At 36.1% G+C, this 17,543-nt stretch carries 14 protein-coding genes and 1 pseudogene; 1 reads left to right on the top strand and 14 read right to left on the bottom strand.

Features of this window, described 5'->3' with window-relative positions; genetic code table 11:
* Positions 1-7: 7 nt before the first annotated feature.
* The 13 genes and pseudogenes from JO40_RS09160 to JO40_RS09100 all read right to left on the bottom strand — a co-directional run bounded on the left by JO40_RS09160 (position 8) and on the right by JO40_RS09100 (position 14,642).
* The gene (locus JO40_RS09160) at positions 8-1,996 is read right to left on the bottom strand and encodes an NAD(+) synthase (protein ID WP_044979070.1); all 1,989 of its coding nucleotides are present in this window, start codon (positions 1,994-1,996) and stop codon (positions 8-10) included.
* Positions 1,997-2,001: 5 nt separating this feature from the next.
* A pseudogene (gene lgt / locus JO40_RS09155) lies at positions 2,002-3,003 on the bottom strand (prolipoprotein diacylglyceryl transferase); the annotation flags it as partial.
* 12 nt (positions 3,004-3,015) lie between these two features.
* Positions 3,016-5,193, bottom strand: a complete 2,178-nt coding sequence (locus JO40_RS09150; RefSeq protein WP_044979069.1) for a FapA family protein — start codon at positions 5,191-5,193, stop codon at positions 3,016-3,018.
* An 11-nt stretch (positions 5,194-5,204) separates the two neighbouring features.
* Positions 5,205-6,347, bottom strand: a complete 1,143-nt coding sequence (locus JO40_RS09145) for a nucleotide-binding protein (protein WP_044979068.1) — start codon at positions 6,345-6,347, stop codon at positions 5,205-5,207.
* Positions 6,338-6,736, bottom strand: a complete 399-nt coding sequence (locus tag JO40_RS09140; RefSeq protein WP_044979067.1) for a hypothetical protein — start codon at positions 6,734-6,736, stop codon at positions 6,338-6,340. The genes JO40_RS09145 and JO40_RS09140 overlap by 10 nt, the downstream gene beginning before the upstream one ends.
* 47 nt (positions 6,737-6,783) lie before the next feature.
* Positions 6,784-8,667: an alpha-amylase/4-alpha-glucanotransferase domain-containing protein gene (locus tag JO40_RS09135; protein ID WP_044979066.1), complete on the bottom strand. Its 1,884-nt coding sequence runs from the start codon at positions 8,665-8,667 to the stop codon at positions 6,784-6,786.
* A gap of 83 nt (positions 8,668-8,750) precedes the next feature.
* Positions 8,751-9,296, bottom strand: a complete 546-nt coding sequence (locus JO40_RS09130; protein ID WP_044979065.1) for a hypothetical protein — start codon at positions 9,294-9,296, stop codon at positions 8,751-8,753.
* The gene (locus JO40_RS09125; RefSeq protein ID WP_044979064.1) at positions 9,293-9,886 is read right to left on the bottom strand and encodes a hypothetical protein; all 594 of its coding nucleotides are present in this window, start codon (positions 9,884-9,886) and stop codon (positions 9,293-9,295) included. Before JO40_RS09125 ends, JO40_RS09130 begins: the two co-directional genes overlap by 4 nt.
* Positions 9,887-10,384, bottom strand: a complete 498-nt coding sequence (locus tag JO40_RS09120) for a hypothetical protein (RefSeq protein WP_044979063.1) — start codon at positions 10,382-10,384, stop codon at positions 9,887-9,889. It abuts the gene before it with no gap.
* Positions 10,377-11,411: an RnfABCDGE type electron transport complex subunit D gene (locus JO40_RS09115; protein ID WP_044979062.1), complete on the bottom strand. Its 1,035-nt coding sequence runs from the start codon at positions 11,409-11,411 to the stop codon at positions 10,377-10,379. Before JO40_RS09115 ends, JO40_RS09120 begins: the two co-directional genes overlap by 8 nt.
* Positions 11,408-12,694 carry an SLBB domain-containing protein gene (locus JO40_RS09110; protein WP_044979061.1) on the bottom strand — a complete coding sequence of 429 codons (1,287 nt, stop codon included), beginning with the start codon at positions 12,692-12,694 and terminating at the stop codon, positions 11,408-11,410. The genes JO40_RS09115 and JO40_RS09110 overlap by 4 nt, the downstream gene beginning before the upstream one ends.
* Positions 12,691-14,148, bottom strand: a complete 1,458-nt coding sequence (locus JO40_RS09105) for a hypothetical protein (RefSeq protein WP_044979060.1) — start codon at positions 14,146-14,148, stop codon at positions 12,691-12,693. Before JO40_RS09105 ends, JO40_RS09110 begins: the two co-directional genes overlap by 4 nt.
* Positions 14,149-14,153: 5 nt before the next feature.
* On the bottom strand, positions 14,154-14,642 hold the full coding sequence (locus JO40_RS09100; RefSeq protein ID WP_044979059.1) for a divergent PAP2 family protein: 489 nt from the start codon (positions 14,640-14,642) through the stop codon (positions 14,154-14,156).
* A gap of 61 nt (positions 14,643-14,703) precedes the next feature.
* Here JO40_RS09100 and JO40_RS09095 point away from each other — a divergent pair, with 61 nt between their 5' ends.
* On the top strand, positions 14,704-15,621 hold the full coding sequence (locus JO40_RS09095; protein ID WP_044979781.1) for an RluA family pseudouridine synthase: 918 nt from the start codon (positions 14,704-14,706) through the stop codon (positions 15,619-15,621).
* Here the strand turns inward: JO40_RS09095 and JO40_RS09090 are convergent.
* Entirely contained in the window at positions 15,610-17,445 is a 1,836-nt protein-coding gene (locus JO40_RS09090; RefSeq protein ID WP_044979058.1) for a methyl-accepting chemotaxis protein, read from the bottom strand. The two genes, JO40_RS09095 and JO40_RS09090, sit on opposite strands and share 12 nt — an antisense overlap.
* Positions 17,446-17,543 lie beyond the last annotated feature (98 nt).

The raw sequence follows: 17,543 nt of genomic DNA, 5'->3' as shown, positions 1-17,543 counted from the left end.
AATAATGTTACATAATTTTAAGTAAAAATTCAAGCTCTCTTTGCCATATTTTTACCGATATTTCTGACGGCATAAGCCACTGTCCTCGGGGAGAAAGAGAAAAGCCCGTAACCGAGGCACCCTCCGGACTGCATGACCTTTTAAACTGTTGAGAGAAAAAACGCTTATAAAAAATATTCAGCCATTTTAAAATTTCGGCCTTGGAATATCGTGAATCCTTAAAGGCCTCACTTGCAAGAAAATATACCTTTTTAGGTGAAAAACCGTTCCCGATTGCATGATAAAGAAAAAAATCGTGAAGCTCATAAGGGCCGATTATATCTTCGGTTTTTTGAGATATTTTTCCGTTTTTAGGCGGAAGAAGTTCAGGACTTACAGGAGTATCTATAATGCTTAATAGAATATCATAAAAATCGGCATTTTTCTTTTCATCTTCAAAGAAGACCTTATTATCGGCAAAGGCAAGTATACAGTCCTTTAGGAGGGTCTTTGGAATTGAAGAGTTGACCTCGTACATTGACATCTGATCCCCCCCGTATGTCATCCAGCCTAGGGCTGCCTCAGACAGGTCTCCCGAACCTACCATAATACCGCCGATTTGATTTGCCTTATCCATCAAAATTTGAGTCCTCTCACGGGCTTGAGCATTTTCATAAGCAATATCATGATTATCGATATCCTGTCCTATGTCTGAAAAGTGCTGCACCATCACTTTTTCTATAGGGATTTCCAAAACGGTACAGCCTAAAAGATTGGCCAGAGATAAGGCATTATTCTTTGTTTTTTCGGTAGTGCCGAAGCCAGGCATAGTAAGGGCATAGATGTTTTTAAGGCCAGCATTTAAAAGTTTAAGAGCATAGGCAGATACAAGAAGAGCTAAAGAAGAATCTAAGCCGCCTGAAATACCGACAACGCATTTTGAGCATCCTATAAACTGAAGGCGCCTTGCAAGGGCTGAGCTTTGAAAAAAAATAAGCTCCGAAAAGAAATTCTTATAGATAAACTTTTTATGAATTTTATCGCAATCGGGTAAAAAAGGATTTTTTTGTACATGATAATTTAAAGTCTTTTTGGTGTCGGAGCGTTCTTTTTCTATTGCAATTTCCCAATCGGAATCAGAATTTTGTAAAAACCTTGAATCTAATTTTTGACCCTTCAAAAATTCCGTATCAATGTCGGAAGAGATGTAAAGCTCTTCTTTTGGAGTAACAGACTGTTTTTTAAAAAGAGGCTTTTCTAAAATGTTAGTAAACTTGAGTTCTTTTCCGTTTTCAAAGATACCGCATTCTCCTGCAAAAATATAATCCGAAACGGACTCCCCTATGCCGCAGTTTGCAAACGCAATGGCCGATTTTTTTGCGGCTGAAAGAGCCTTATACTCCAGCCTCATAGCAGAAGATCCAAGAGGTTTTGAAGGCTCTGCAAGAGGATTTAAAATAAGGTCTGCAAAAGAAGAAAAATCAAAAGAAAATGAAAAATCCGTATTACAACCGGAAGAATTCTTATGGCTTACAATAAATTTAAACTCTTTTCCAAAGGGGATATTTCCCCCGAAAAGCCGAATCAGGCAAGGTTTTTCTTCAAAATCTGAAAAAATAGAACTTAAAAATTTAGAAGGAAGATGGGGTAAAAGGGCTATAAGTTTTCCGCTTTCGATTACCGCCGAACAAGTGTAAAGATTCTGTTTATACAAAAATGGAAGACCTACAACGGATAAAATAGAAAATTGTTTAGTTTTTTCGGCTAATAGTTTTACCGCATCAAGAGCTTTTTCGATCAAAAGCGACTGCTTAAAAACAGAACCTAAAGAAGCTCCGGTAATCGAAAGTTGGGGGAAAAGGAGCAGGTTCACTCCGTCTTTTTCCGCTCTTTTAATTTCTTGAAGATGAAGATTTACATTTTCTTCTATGTCTGCAAGGGAAATTCCAGGAGAAGAAACTGCAACACGGTAAAAGCCCAGCTCTTCAATACAAAAGTTAAAGCCTTTTTTATCCATCTATTTTCCTTTTTTTCTTTTAATTTTTTTTCTTGTAAATAAAGAATGAACATCGCGGCGATAGAACCTAGAATCATTAAAGCGCATAGGATTTGTCCCGTAGATATATTTGTCCACGATTCATAAACATAAATATTAGCCGCTCCGGATCCCAACGATATAGGATAACCCTTATTTGCATCGGGCTGGCGGAAGTATTCGATAAAAAATCTAAAAAAACCGTAGCCCAGCGTATAAACACAAGCCAAAAAACCGTCAAACGGCTTTTTTTTGCGAATGAGCCATAAAATCAGCCAAAGAACAATTCCTTCAAAAAAAGCCTCATAGAGCTGGCTGGGATGGCGGGGCAAATTTATCATAGCAGCCCCTTCTTGCACGGCAAGACCTGCTTTTTCTGCAAAATCCCTTACCCAGCTTTCGGCCAAATAAAACCGGTCCGAAATAGGAGTTTGAGGAAAAATCATCCCTATTTTACTAGTTGTTATGCGGCCGTAAAGCTCTCCGTTTGCAAAGTTACCTAGACGGCCGAAGGTATAACCTAAGGGAATCGAAACAGCCATAAGGTCTGCAACTGCCGTAAATTTAAATTTATATCTTTTTGCCCAAAGAACTACACCCAAAAAACCGCCTATAAAACCTCCATGATAGGACATTCCCTGAAAACCGGTAAAGTTTAGTTTTCCGGCCCCATCCCTTGCAAATGGCCAAAAAATAAGCCAAGGGGCTTTTAAGTAGGTTTCGGGATTATAGACAAGGGTGCCGAAAATTCGTGCGCCTAAAATAAGGCCCAAAATTCCCCAGATAAAAAGATTTGCAATATCATCCTGTGTCATAGCCTTCTGGCTGCCGGAATATCTTTCAAATTCACCGTGCTTTACCTGATAAGAAAACAAAAAATAGGCTATTCCAAAGGCGACAAGATACATAAGACCGTACCAGCGTAAAAAAGGCAGCCCCGGAATAATTTCAGGATGAAGCCATGAAGGGTATTGTATAGCTAAAAGCATCGCCAACCTCTATTATAATTCAACTTCTTTGATAGGCGAACATATAATTTGTCCGGTTTTTTCATCGAAGTCAAAGAATACATTATGATGAGTTTCCATAACTTCAAAATAGCGTCCATGGCTTTCAAGGACGACTCCGGGATAAACGGAACCGGTAACCTTAATTTTTGAAGGAATATGAAATTCAAAATTTTCTTTTAAATTAAATATACGCACCGTAAGAGCACTGTTTCTTTTTAAAAGTTTAACTTTTTTTTGCCTTAGAGCGTCAATATCAGGAGGATTATCCTGCAAGTCTTTTTCGATTTTTGCCAGCTCGGCATTATTGGCTTCTATTTCTTTTTCACGGACTTCAATTTCATCTTTTATTAAATAATCCTGCCCGAACGAAATAATTGTTCTTATTGTTTTTTCGGCACCCAAGTCATGAACCGATACTCCCTTTGCAGCGTGAATACTTCCTCCAAGCAAGACGCCGGGACTGCCTGTCAAATGAACGGCGCCGTTTGTTTTTACCAGGCACTTAAAACAATAAGAAGCTATACTTATATCTCCTCCGGAAAAAACTCTTGCATTTTCTGCATATTGAAGGTTTGTTTTGTCTTTAGCCCAAACGGTTCCCCTGCCCTTTCCGTTTATTCCTCCGTTTAGTGTAAGAGAAGCTTCAGAATAGATAAGAGCCTTTTCAACTGTGCCGGTTATGGTCAAGTCTCCCTTTGATTTTACCTTTACATCATCTTTGATATCACCTGTAATAATAAGATTTCCCGGAAAGTTGATATCTCCGAATTTTTCATCTATATCGTTTTGAATTGTTTTAAGAGATGAAACAGACAGAGTATTATTAAAGAAAGAAAGCTCTCCCGCTTCGGCTGCAAAAAACTTAATTACATGTTTTTCTTCGGTAACTTTTATGGTTTCATCATTAGCAGGTATATCCGAAGGTTCGGCATTTTTAGGATCAATAGGTTCACCGAAGACATTTTTACCTTTTTCGCCCTTAGGCGAAAGACGGGCTGTCAATATTAGAGCGTCTTTTTCTATTGTTGTAGTGCTAAGCTCCTCAGTAAAATTTACAGCCCATTCAAGTTTATAGGAGCCGGGGGCGATCGGAGGTGTTCCGCTTAATATTACAAACTCACATTCATCGTTTACCTTTCTTGCAGATTCTATAATCTCATTTATCCTATCATCTGAAATTGAGTCAAGAAGGTTGACTTCATTTAATGCGGTTTTTACGCCTATTACTGAAAGTCTTTCTCCTGCACCAAGACCCGGCTGCAAAATAAGAGAAGCTTCCATTTTATCACGGCTTATAACTGCTCTTACCTTTGCATCCCTGTACGGAACTATGCGTATCTTTAACCCCCGCTCAGTGTTTGCAATTAAAAGAAGGCCTGTTACTCCGGCACGAAGCTCGGAATGATTTTGTACTATGTTTCTTAAATCCAAGAAAAAGGGATCATTACCGGGAAGTCCCGGAATGGCTTGTCCGTAAACATCGACTCCGGCTTCTCCTAATCCGGCATCTTCAACCTCGTAAATAAGATCTCCTTTTTCGACAACTGTAAGGGTTTCGGCCTCGGAAAGAGGATAATCTTGGTCTACTGTAGGGTTTTCGACATCGGCAGTACGTAAATCCGGTCTTTTTAATCTGTCAGCAAGACGCTGTACTTCATGATCCGGTATCTGCTCAAAATGAGTTATAAGTTTTTTATCGGGGCCTCTTTTGGGAGGAGTACCTTCGGCAATCCGTATCGATAATTCCATCTCTTGAGAATTTATAAATTCATTTAAGCTTTCTTTTATTTTTTCAGTATCAATATTTGCAATATTACTTCTCCGGATAAGTCTGCTTATGGTTGCCATATCTACTTCATTAGAAGAATCGGCACCTTTCCTTACATAAAGGTAAGCCTCGGTTTTATCTGTATTTGTCGTAATCCTTGCGTCAAAGTTGGGGTCAAGTTCAAGAGGCAAAGGAACAGGCTCTATCCCCGAACCGGAATGTTTTTTTAAATAATCTTCTATAGTCTTTTTGCTGACAAGGGATGAGCTTTTTATTCCGTTCCTTTTTGCCTCAAGATAAATATCGTCAGCTGAAGGACAATTTTCAGGTTCAAGGAGCTCCGTAAAGGTTAAAATCCACTTTCCGCTGTTATTTTTCTTTAATGTCCATGCCTTTTCCATATACTTTTTTCCTATACTTTAAAGCCCTGCTTAAGAGCCTTTGCTATTTTTGTTTTTAACAGTAAATTTTCGTTCCTAAGCGCATTTATTTCAAACTGTTGAGATTTTATAATTTCACTCATTTCACCCGAAGACAGCACCTCGCCTCCTATCAGGTCATCCAAATATTCCATTTTTGACTTAAAATCGGTTTCAGCCTCAGCTTCCGCCGACATAAAGGAATAATCCGAAAACTCTTGAAAGTCTTGTCCACTATAATTTTCGGCTTCAGACTGAATAAGTTTATCCGCTATTCTATACATAGCCTGTGAAATCATGGACTGAGGTTTGTACTTTATAACGGGAAGCCTTGAAGCAAGGGCCTTATCCTGAACTGCATCAGTATATATTATCCCCAGATGCTCAAGATCTATATTTAGATACTGCTTTGCAGAACGGCGTATCTTCACGGCTTTTTCCGCATCATTCGGGTCATCCATCATATTCATTATAATACGAGGCTTAAAATGAGAAAACTTACTTAAAAATTTTTTAGTATTTTCGGGATCAAGGCTCATTAACTCTTGTGTTATTGTCGGGATATAAAGACGCTGCATACCGGGAACATCATTTTTAAGTTTTTCAAAAAAAGCTCCGCCCTTAGATTTTGCAGGAAATGAAGAACACATCATCCTAAACACTATATTTTTTAAAAAAACATAGGCATCAAGAGTTGAGGTAACTGAAGGCGATGTTATAATTATTCCCTTAGGCGACAGTAAAAAAAAGTCTAAAATACCCAAATGAGTTCCGGCTCCTAAATCTAAGATCAAAAAATCGGCTTCCATCTTTAAGAGTTCTTTTACCAAAGAATTACGCTGATATATTTTTAAAGCTGCAAAACCCGGAATTTCGGAATCCCCCGGAATAAACCTCACATTTTCATATTCGGTTTCAATTATTATATCTTTAAATTCGGCTGCCTTTGTTAAAAAAGTACCTATACCGTTTTTACGGCCTTGAATACCTAAAACTAGGTGAAGGTTTGAAGCTCCCAAATCAAGGTCGGCCAAAACGACTTTTTTTCCGGCCTGCCCTAAGGCAATTGCAAGGTTTGCCGCTATAAGACTTTTGCCTACACCGCCCTTTCCGCTGGCAATAGGAATTATTTGCATAAAGACCTCTCCCTTTTTAAGCATAAAATCAATATTACAGTATCAATATACAAAAACCACCTTGTTACCCGTGTCTGTAAAACAAACATATCAGCCGTCCAATCCGTTAGGCTTACAAAGCTTGCAGTTTTTATCAAAAAGAACCATGATGCAATTATCGATAAAAATTTAATAAAAGCTATCATTCTTAAAAGCAGATGAAATTCTTTTTCATCATGAAGTAATAAAAGGAAAAACACGGCAGGTATACATAAGAATGCAAAACAGGCCCAGTCAACAATGCTTAAAGGCCACGGCTGTTCCTTTTCAATATATGTAAACAAGAGAACTTTGATTATTTCGATTACCAACCCTGATATGTAAAACATATAAGGCAAAACTCGTCTCATATTTACAGTTTACGTAAGTAAAGCCTTGCGGTCAAGAGGGGAAGGCTTTATTTTTCTTTTGCGGTTTTTTTTGCATCTACTTTGAAGAAAAGAAGTTTTTCCGTTTCAAAGCCTGAGTTTAAATCTACTTTCCAATAAAACAAATTCCGTAAACCCATTATAGGATTTTTTGCCTCAGAAATTTTTTCGTATATAGGTAAGATAATAAGCTCAGCGGCCTCATTGGATTCTATAGTAAATACGGTTTTTCCTTCAGGTTCTTCAATTTGAATCCAAGACACCTTTGAAAAAATATTTTTTATCTGAGAGGCTTCATATTTTTGATCATCGGCATAAACCGAAACTGAAGGAGCCTTTCTTTCGATGCGGCTTACGGCTAAGTCTATCTCAACCATAAAATAAGCGGAAAGATTAAAAGGACTTTCATTTTTTAGAATATATTGAACCTGTACGCCCTGATCATTAAAGCTGTATTGTTTACGCAAAGAGGCCAGCTGATTAAAACTGCGGAAACTGCCTTCGGTTTTCATTAAAAGCTCAAATTTAAGCCTGTCGAATCTTACATCTTGATAAAGATTTTCGGAAAAAACAGGCTTGGCAACCGCCGATTTAAAATCGCCGTTTTTAATTATCTCAAGTTCATCCGAGGATATAAGATGATCTATAAACAAGCCTGTCTCTTCAGAGCAAATATCTGCATAGTTTTTATATGCTGAAAATACATCCAGCTCAAAAATTTTCCCTCCCAAGGCATGAACATACATATTAAGGTATTCTCTTTGCGATATAAACTCTTTAACACCGTCCAGATCAAAATCCAAACTGGTCAAAGAATCCGCAAAAATACCGGGAATTCTTGTTTGTTTTTCCGCTAAAAGTAAATTACGATAACAATAATGCCTCAAATCTCTGTTATATTTTATATGTTTATAATCCAAATTAAAAAGTATACCGCTTTCGGCCTTCCACAAGTCCAATAAAGAATTATTTTTACGGGCCTTATCGCCTCTAACTTGGTTTACCAGACTATGAACATATATCATTTTTGAATACATAGAGTAAACATTAGGTTTATTGTACAAAAGCTGTTTAACCGATGTATTTGCAAGCTGATTTGAAAATATTACATTTGAAGATATAAAACCTTTTTGATATATCCTTTTATTTTTAAGGATTTGGCCGGCATGATTTAACGAAATAACCGAATCGGGATAAGAAACACGCTCAAAAAACTCTTCCATCCATGATTTCTTTCCTTTTGATTTATCTAAAAAGCGGACGGCAGTTTCCCTCGACAAAAATACTACAACGCTCGTCTCGGTAACTACGCTTGCATAATTGCATAAAAAATCATAAAAGGCAGCAGGTTCTAAGTTAGTGTTCTCGAATTCATAAGTGGAAGGAATACCGAATAATATTTTTCCTCCGTCTTCCATACAAACAGGAGCAAAGGCATTTAAACCGGCTTTAATAAAAAAACGGAAATCCAGTAAGCAATACTCCATTCCGCATTTTTGTAAATTGGAAATAATATTAGGATGCCATGCAAAATAAGGAAGATACATTCCACGGGGCCTCTTGTAAGAATGTTTGCGCAAAGTATCCGTCATATACTCTATTTGACCTATCAGGTCCGATGAGGGAATCATCGAAATAAAAGGCTCATAAAAGGCATTACCTAAAATTTCGATTTGTTTTCTATTGTGCATCTCATAAATAACATCAAAAAAAGGAGAATTTTTGCGTTGTATCCACTCCAAGAATCTTCCGCTGAAGACTAAGGTAAAGGGAATTGAAGAAGAAGCATATAAATTTGAAAAAAAATCCTTGTATTCTTGAGTATAGTCTTCTCTTGAAAGCTCATCAATTATGTTATAGTCTGCATGAACGGCAAAACATATCTCCAACTTTTTTTTACTGTTTTTTTCCACAAAAACCTCTTTACACTTTTAGAATGTTACGATTATAAATTATAACTTTAGCCTTGTCAATCCTGCCTATTTTTCGTTATCAGTTAAAAATTAAAAAACGGCGATAAATCGGTAAGATAAAAGGCCGATATCATAAGTCCCATGCTTATCAAAAAAAGAGAAGCTTTTTTCCATTCGCTAAAAAATTCATTACTTTCAACCTTTTGTTTTATTGCATTTAAGATAAACAAGAACACAAAAAGACTTAAAAAACCTGCAACAATCAGAGCAAGACCCTCTTGATATGTAGAGGCTTGGTAAAGACAAAAAAATACGAGCCCCCAGCTAAAAATTTTTTCTTCAGGTTTTGAAACACTAAATTTAGGATAGACAAGTTTAACAAGCAAATTCAAAAATTCTAAAAAACTTACAGCCAAGATAGGAAGTAAAAAATGAAGTCCTAAGGGATTTAAAACATAATGGCATAATGCCCAAATTAAACTGACAGATATGTATAAGCTAATAATATTTTTAATAAAAAATAAGTATATTTTTTTAGGGCTTTCAAGATAAACATAGAGGCAGTCCAATCCTATGCCATATACAAAAACTATCGAAGATACAAAGGTATAAAATATAATAAAACTCATTCTTGCTCTCCCATCCTAATAATAGGTAATTCTTTTGTAACGGAAAAATAAATCCAAATTATAAGCCCAAGAATAATAAAGGCTCCGGCCGTCGTCCCTAAAAAGCGGAAAGGAGGATGGGATGCAAAATAAGGCAGGCGAAGCGAGAAAAAACCCGATGAAACGGGAAAAGAAATTGAACCGAAAGCAAAAAATTCCCTTAACGCCGATACAAGTAAAATCAATACTGAATACCATATAGGTACATCCAAGGATTCGGACTCTTCATAATACTGTTTTAAGCCCAAAAAGATAATGTACGAAAATGTTAATATATAAGTATATATCTGAATAGGGCCGTATATTATCGGTAAAATACCTTCCAGCAAAGTATTAAATAGAACCGTGCCCGTAATCATAAAGATACTTACAAACACAGAACTGAAACGGTTTATATCAATCAGCTTGCCCGCATAATTTCCTAAAAGCCCTAAAAAAAAGATAATCCACAATGAAACAGCTAAAATAATTCCGTATGCAAAATTTGAGGCAGCAGGAATTATGGGGCATAGGCCAAAAAGAAAAACCGTTAATTTTTTATCTGCGGCCATTTATTTTTCCTCCTTATTTTTTATTACAACTTGCTCAAAAGCAGCTTCTAATTTTTTTTCGGAAATACCGATAATCAGTGGCGTTATTCCGTAATAGATCGCCGCTTTATCGGCGATGCCTCCTCCCAAACCGCAAAAAAAGCATCGACTTACATTTTCTTCCACAAGATACAAAAACATGCCTTGATACATTCCGTATTTTCCGCTCATATTTAAAAAGGCAGCATAACCTTTTTTTTCTTTTACCTTTACTTCAAAAACAGCATTACAAAAATTCATGTTCAAAGATGAAGGGTTTAAAGCTTTTATAAATTCGGTATTACTATATTCCAAACAAAGCGGAGAATTTTTTAGAATATAATCGGCTTCCTGTAAATAAGCATCTTGTTTAAGGCCTGAGATGATATAGCCGCTTCCCCATAATACGAAACCGGCTGCAATAAAAAAAGAAAAAAGCAGGGCATATTTTTTTATTTTTTCCTTATTGGGATTATTCATAACGCCTCCTGTTTTTAGCCTGTATTTTTATCTCAAGTTTTTCGATAAGTGGAGAAATAATATTACTGAGAATTATAGCAAAGAAAATGCCTGCCGGAGAAGAGCCCTGAGCGCATATAAAAAATGCAAAAAGCCCTGTAAAAAAGCCGCTCATAGCCTTTCCATATTTGGTTTTGGGAGAAGACGCCGGTTCCGTCATAACAAAAAAGGCTGCAAATAAAATACCTCCCGTTAAAACAGCCGAAAGTATATCCCCTGTAAAATAAATATTTGAAACAGGAACCATACCTAATGCCCAAACTAAAAAAGCATAGGTTACCAAAAAAACTGCCGGAAGAATATAATCGGCAGCTTTTATAGAAAATAATATTATTGATGAAATCAGTGTAATTATATTGTACCGGAAAGCCGGTATGGAAGATGTAGAATTTACAAAAAGGCTTATATAGCCTTCAGGCAGGGTTACACCTACACTATGTAATAAAAGAGAGTTAAGAGCCGATGTAACGGCAAAATCGGTTTTAAGTTTTAAAAGCCCGTTTGCTTCCATAACGGCAAAAAAAGAGCCCTTTTCACTTAAAAATGAAAAATTTGAAATTATAGCCGGGAAGGCTTCGGGACGGGAAATATATGCCATACATACGGCAAAGGCAACGGGATTTATCCAATTATGCCCCGTACCGCCGAAAACTGTTTTGACAATAAATACCGAAAAAGCGCTTAAAATAAAAACAAAAATAAACCCTATACTTGTAGGCATAAAAAAGCCTATCAAGAGACCTGAAAGTATCATTTCGAGGGAGAAACTTAATTTAGAGAGAGCTAAGTACCTAAGCAAATTTTCTACAAATATGACACCCAAAACGGCACTTATAAGATTTAAAAGAGCATAAAAATCCGCACTTATTGCAAGAATTAAAATTTGGATACCCAAAAGGGAAAGAACTGCAATATTTATTTTAAAAACCGGCAGCCGTGTATAAACAAAGGGAGCCGCCGTCAAAGACATATTTGAATAAGGTTTCATATAGAACTTCCTTTTTTAATTTTTTTTGACATCTCTAAAATAATAGAGCATAGGGGAATGCGTGACGGACAGCAAGCAGAGCAACAAGCACAGCCGCTGCAAATCTCTATTTGTTTTAGGATATCTTCATTTAAGGCAGACCTTTCAATAGCCGTCACAATTTTTTTAGGTTCCAAATAAAGAGGGCAAGAACTAAAACATAGACCGCAATTTATGCAATCATCGGTAGAATATTTTTTTATATTGTCCTTTCCGGGTATATGAATGGATTTCAAAGTGCTTGTTACAGGAATATCCAAACTGTCTACAGGAATACCGCCAATAAGGCCATTCAATATAATCTGTGCGGGCATTGTCTTAAAGCCTCCGCATTCTTCTATAAGATTTCCTATAGGAGTACCGATTTTAACTTTTAGAACTTTGGGCTCATTGATAGCCTTGCCCGTTACAAGAATATAAACTGAGGTGATAGGATTATTTGTCCTTACAACCTCATATGTATATATAGCTGTAGGTATATCGATTAAAAAAGTATTTTCCTTATTTTCAAAATAATTATTTTGAACAAGTGGATAATAATTTGAAGCATTTATAAATTTCACCTTACAAAAAGGTTCACAGACTTCAGAAATTTTTTCCAGCTTATAAAGATCGCTTTTAACTAACTTATGAATACAGGTCAGCGAAGCTGCGTTAAGCACTTTTGCCGCTATGCCCAATCCCTCAGCAACTTCTTCAAAAAAATTGTCAAACAGAATTGAATCAACTCCCGAAGAAGGGTCCTTATCAAAGAGGCTGATGTAGATATCAGCCCCGCCCTTTTTCAAAGCATTTCTTATCCGGTAAGCAAGAGGTACCGGTGAAATCTCAGCCGTATTTAAAATTCCCGAATAATCTATTGCTCTGATGATTTCAGAATAAGAAGAAGTTCTCCATGGGTAATCGGCCGACGGACGGCCTAAAATATCAAAAGATCCTTCCAGTTTTACGGCCGCTGTATGAATATGTTTTCCGTCAGGGAGGGTAAAATCAACAAAGTCATACACGATTCCGGGAATGGAAGAATATATGCCGATCGAAAAAGGCTTTTCAGTGCGTGCTATGATCTGACCTTCCTTTACAGTTTCACCCCTCATTACAATAGTCTCGGGCGGCTTTTTAGAGTCAAAAGCTATGGGGATAAAAGCCCTTTGGGGTAAAAACGCATTTCCTTCAAATAAGGCTGAAATTTTAGGATATTCTAAAATCTCTTTACCTCGCTTAAATCTTAAAAATTCAGTCATTTTTCAAACACTCGCAGTAATATAATCATTAAAGGCATTATAGCAGAAACAAGGGCAACAAGCAACGCCGCACTATTATAGCGGTTAAGAGGGAATTTTTTAGGCGCATAAGAAGCGGTAATAAACCTTCCCTGACTGTAAAGCAAATCCTCGATGGATGGACTCGCCCTAAAAGATATAACACTCTTTATAAACTCATCATCAAGACTAAATACAAGACCGGTTTGCTCGGTAACTACCCCTTTTTCATCTACAGAAAAATCGTTAAAACTCACCCTATCTTTTTCTTGTGGAGAAAGATCAACCCGTGTAAATGGAATAACCTTAGCATTCCACACATCCGAAATAAGGTTTCCCAGATCAGGCAATTCATCTCCTGTGCGGATATTTTTTAATTCATCAAAGGCTTTTTTTGAGAAGCCCGAAATTCCAACAGAGGATTCAGGCACCGGTAAATATAGTATATTTTTATAGGCCTTTAAGGTTTTATTAAAACTAAAGTATAAAAATAAGGCCGAAAAACCGATAAAAAGCACTGCACAAGAAGAGACAATCAACAGATGCCTTGTATGCCAAAATTTTGCAACAGATTCGGGATTCATTACATAGGCCCGTATTGTTTTATGAATTTTTTGTGTATCTATCCGCTCTTCAATAAAAAAGCTTAACCTTTCAATAATATAGGTCATAGAAGCTGAAACCGACAAAGCAAAGGCAAAAAGAACCAAAGAAATATTACTGTTGAATTTTGCAATTATTAGAGCAACAAAAGGAAAAAAGACTAAAAGAGGATTCTTTTTTATTCTGGATAAAAGCTGCTCCCTTGTAAATTTTAAAGAAGAACCTATAGCTTCTATCCAAAATGCGATTGTATACATAATTAAAATAGAAGATGAAAGGGCCAAGATTCCTTTTTGAAAGCCCGCATAAATAACAAAAGGGAGGGCTGCAGTAAGGTAAGTTTTTTTTCGGCTTGTGTAAAAAAAAGATAAAATAAAAAATATTAAAGCAGTTCCAAACTGAAATATTGAAAATGGAGAGTTGTTTTCTATATAAAAAAATTCGGTATTTTGTTTTAAAAATCTAAAGAAAGTCTTAGTTATATATTTTTCTGAAGGAATATACATATATCTGATATTTTCTTGGTCATTGATAAACCACTGAGCATATCTTTCCTTATCGGTAAAGGGAAAACCGGTATAGCCTTTTTCTTCAAAATCGGTAAAACGGCTTTCTATTGTTTGAGAGGAAATAATGCCTGTGATTCCGCTTTCTTCGGCAGCCTGTAAAATTGCAGGTTCATCGGCCTCCATAGGTAAAAACAGAATACGGTAGTCCTTCCACAATGTAGATTTTGAATTCATCGGAATGAAAATTATCAAGAAAAAAGAGAAAATCAATAAAAAACCTGCTACAATATCAATGCCGAATATGTATTTTTTAGGCTTATTCATAACTTTTATCCAAAATAAGCAAATAAAATTGAAGTAATAATACCCAGAATTATTCCTGCAACAGCTTCAATCGGCTTATGACCTTGAATTTCTCTTACAGCCTTAAAATCATATTCTTTGTTTTTTTCGGCAAACTTTGCACCGAGGTCGTTTAATGCCTTGGCTTGTAAACCGCTGGATCTCCTTACGCCCACAGCATCCCTTATAACTATCAGAGCCATAAAACAGGCAAAAATAAATAAATCCGAGTCAAAGCCCTGCCTTATACCTATACTTACCGTTAACGAAGCTACAAGAGCAGAATGGCTTGAAGGCATTCCGCCTGTTTTCCAAAGCACCAGCTCTATAAAATCAATTGGGGTTTTTATTGAGGCATTAAATAATGCAAAAATAGTCTTTATAACCTGGCATACCATCCAGCTTGTTATAGCAGACAAAAAAATCGGACTGGAAAAAAATAGTGTCCATTGCATTTTATACATTGTTTCCAACATATCACTAATTCTCTACAAAATAGCTCTTTTGTCAAGTCTATAAATGGTATATAATGTAAAAATGAGTAAAGAAAATAAAATTTTTTATATAGATGAAGATGATTCAGGCAGGCGATTGGACCGCGTAATACGGAAATTTTTAGAAAAGGCATCCCTTTCACTCATATACTCGGCAATACGCAAAGGCAAAATAAGGGTAAACGGTAAAAAAGAAAAAGGAGCCTATTTAACCCAAAAAGGCGATAAAATTGAAATGGATTTGAGCCTATTTGCTTTAACCGGCTCAGGCGGCGAGTCTCATACGAATTTTTTAGTTTCAAAACCTGATGTCTTATTAAAAACCGATGACTTACTCTTTATAAATAAAAAAGCAGGAGAGCTTGTGCATGGGGAAAAAAGCCTTTGTGAAGCTGTTTCGAAATATTTTCCTCCAAAAGAAAAAAGTCTTTCCTTTAAAACAGGAGCACTTCATAGACTGGATAAGGATACAAGCGGGATTCTAGCCTTTTCCCAAAGTTTAAAAGGCGCCCAAGATTTTTCAAAGGCCATGCAAGAAGGAAAGATAGATAAATTATACATAGGAATAACCGAGGGAAAGCCGGCTTTAAACGAATTTAAAAGCCGAATTGACGGAAAAGAATGCCTTTGCCTTATAAGAGTTCTTGAATTTTCAAAAAAAGAAAATTTAAGCCTTGTGCTTTTTAATCTTATAACCGGAAGAAAGCATCAAATAAGAATACAATGCTCCCAATTCGGCACCCCTCTTTTAAACGACAAAAAATACGGATCAAAGCAGCAAAAAGTATTTTCGGAAAATTTGCCGAAAAAAATTACATATTTTCTACACGCCTATAAGCTAACCTTTAAAGAATCATTTTCGGATAAATTACCAAAGGAGATTACCGCCCCCCTTCCTGAAAACTTTAGGAGGGCGGCCAAAGGTTTATTCAAGCTGGATTTAACAAACCTAAAAACTTAGCTCTGACAAGTACTTCATAACCTTAGCAACAGCATCTTTGTTCTTTCCGCTTATTGCACTTACCTGACTTACTATTTCATTTATTTGACTTGTATCACTTCCAATGCTGCTCATACTGTGGTCTATCATATGTGAAATTTCCACCAGTTTTGAAATTTCTTTGCTGACCTCGGTATTGCCTTTAAGTATTTCCAAGGATCCGTTTTTTACATCGTAAGTTATATCGCTTATTTCTTTTATAGCATCTAAAACCTGGCTACTTCCCGAACTTTGCTCTGTCATAGCATGCATTATGGAAGTACTGCCGTTATTTACCGTTGAAAGAATTTTCATTATTTCTGCAAATTGAATTTCTGTTGTTTCAGCAGCAGAATTCAGCCCTTCAATTTTAGCTTTTAAGTTATTTAATACGGCGGTAATTGTTTTACCTTGAACGCTGGACTCCTCTGCAAGTTTGCGAATTTCATCTGCAACTACGGCAAAGCCCTTTCCCGATTCTCCTGCATGGGCTGCCTCAATAGCTGCATTCATCGCAAGCAAATTTGTTTGACTTGCAATATGCTGAATAACGCTGGACGCTTCTAAAAGGCCGTCTGAATCATCGGTAATATTTTTAGCTATCGTATGTGCCGTCACGACTGCTTGGTTACCCGAATCTGCAGAAGCATTTAATTTTTCGATGGACTCTACATTATCTTTTACAGTTTTTGTTACAGACTGGATATTTGAAACCATTTCTTCTATGGTTGCAACCGACTGCGTAACTGCAGCTGATTGACTTTCAATATTCTTTCCTAAACTTTCTATACCAGCATCCATTTGTTTTAAAGTCTCCTGCATTTTTAAAACACCGGAAGATTGAGTTTGAATATGATTTTTGGCTGACAAGATATTATCGGTAATCTTGCTAACTGCAACTGAAGTCTTATCCATGTTAGTTGAAAGAAATTCAGCTGTTTCGCCTGAAAGGTTAACACTTTCATTAAGCTCTGTAAAAAACTTCTTATTGAAGCTTAAAAGTTTCCCTATATCAACAAGCAAAACAGCTATTTCATCCCTATTCCAGCTTGCAACAGGCTCACGTTTATAATTTCCATCAGCCAAATCTTTTACTATTCTTTGAATCAAAAAAATTCGAACTTCAATAGATTTTACTATAATGCCCAGACTCAAAACAGACAAAATCAGTCCGTAAATAAACAAGGGCAAAACGGAATTTATAAGCCGGATATGAATATTTTGATTTTGGAATCTGACTATAGGAGCTAGAACAAGAAGAATGACGGCTATAATACAAGTAATAGTCGCAATAGTAATTTTTTTTATCATAGAAAAGGATAAATACTTTTCTTCTACGGGAATAAAGGAAACCCATTTCTCAAAAGCTCGGATAGTGCTTGAAGAAAATATAGTTCCAAGCAAAAGTATATTTCCTACGGTACTGAAAAGAGACGATAAAAAAAGCCCCATTTCGTCTATAATTCCAATTTCCAAAGAAATAATAGGTACGATACAGGCAAAAAGTAAGGGAATCACCAATAAAAAGGTTTCATACATCAATATATTTTTTTTTGCTCTTTCAGGATTTTTTTCCCAATCTATAATTGAAGGAAAAAAAATCTTTTGTTTCACAAAGGGGCTTAAAATTGCAATAAGAATTCCTATTATAAAAGTCTTTGAAGTAACAATGGAACTCAAATTAACGGAATTTCCAACAAATATAGAGGTAGCAAAATTGCCTGCAATCCAGCCAATATTGGTAAATAAATCCAAAATCAGAATTTGTTTTGGCGGAGGCGGAACCTTTACACTAACTTTTTCCATAAAATTCTCCTTAATTAAAAACACAATATTTAAATATAATCCGATTTTAAACCATTTTTTAAAGTTCTGCAAGAGTCTAATAATGCTTATTTTAAACA

The organism is Treponema putidum (genome assembly GCF_000755145.1).
Taxonomy (GTDB): Bacteria; Spirochaetota; Spirochaetia; order Treponematales; family Treponemataceae; genus Treponema_B; species Treponema_B putidum.
This window is presented reverse-complemented; position numbering and strand designations above follow the sequence as displayed.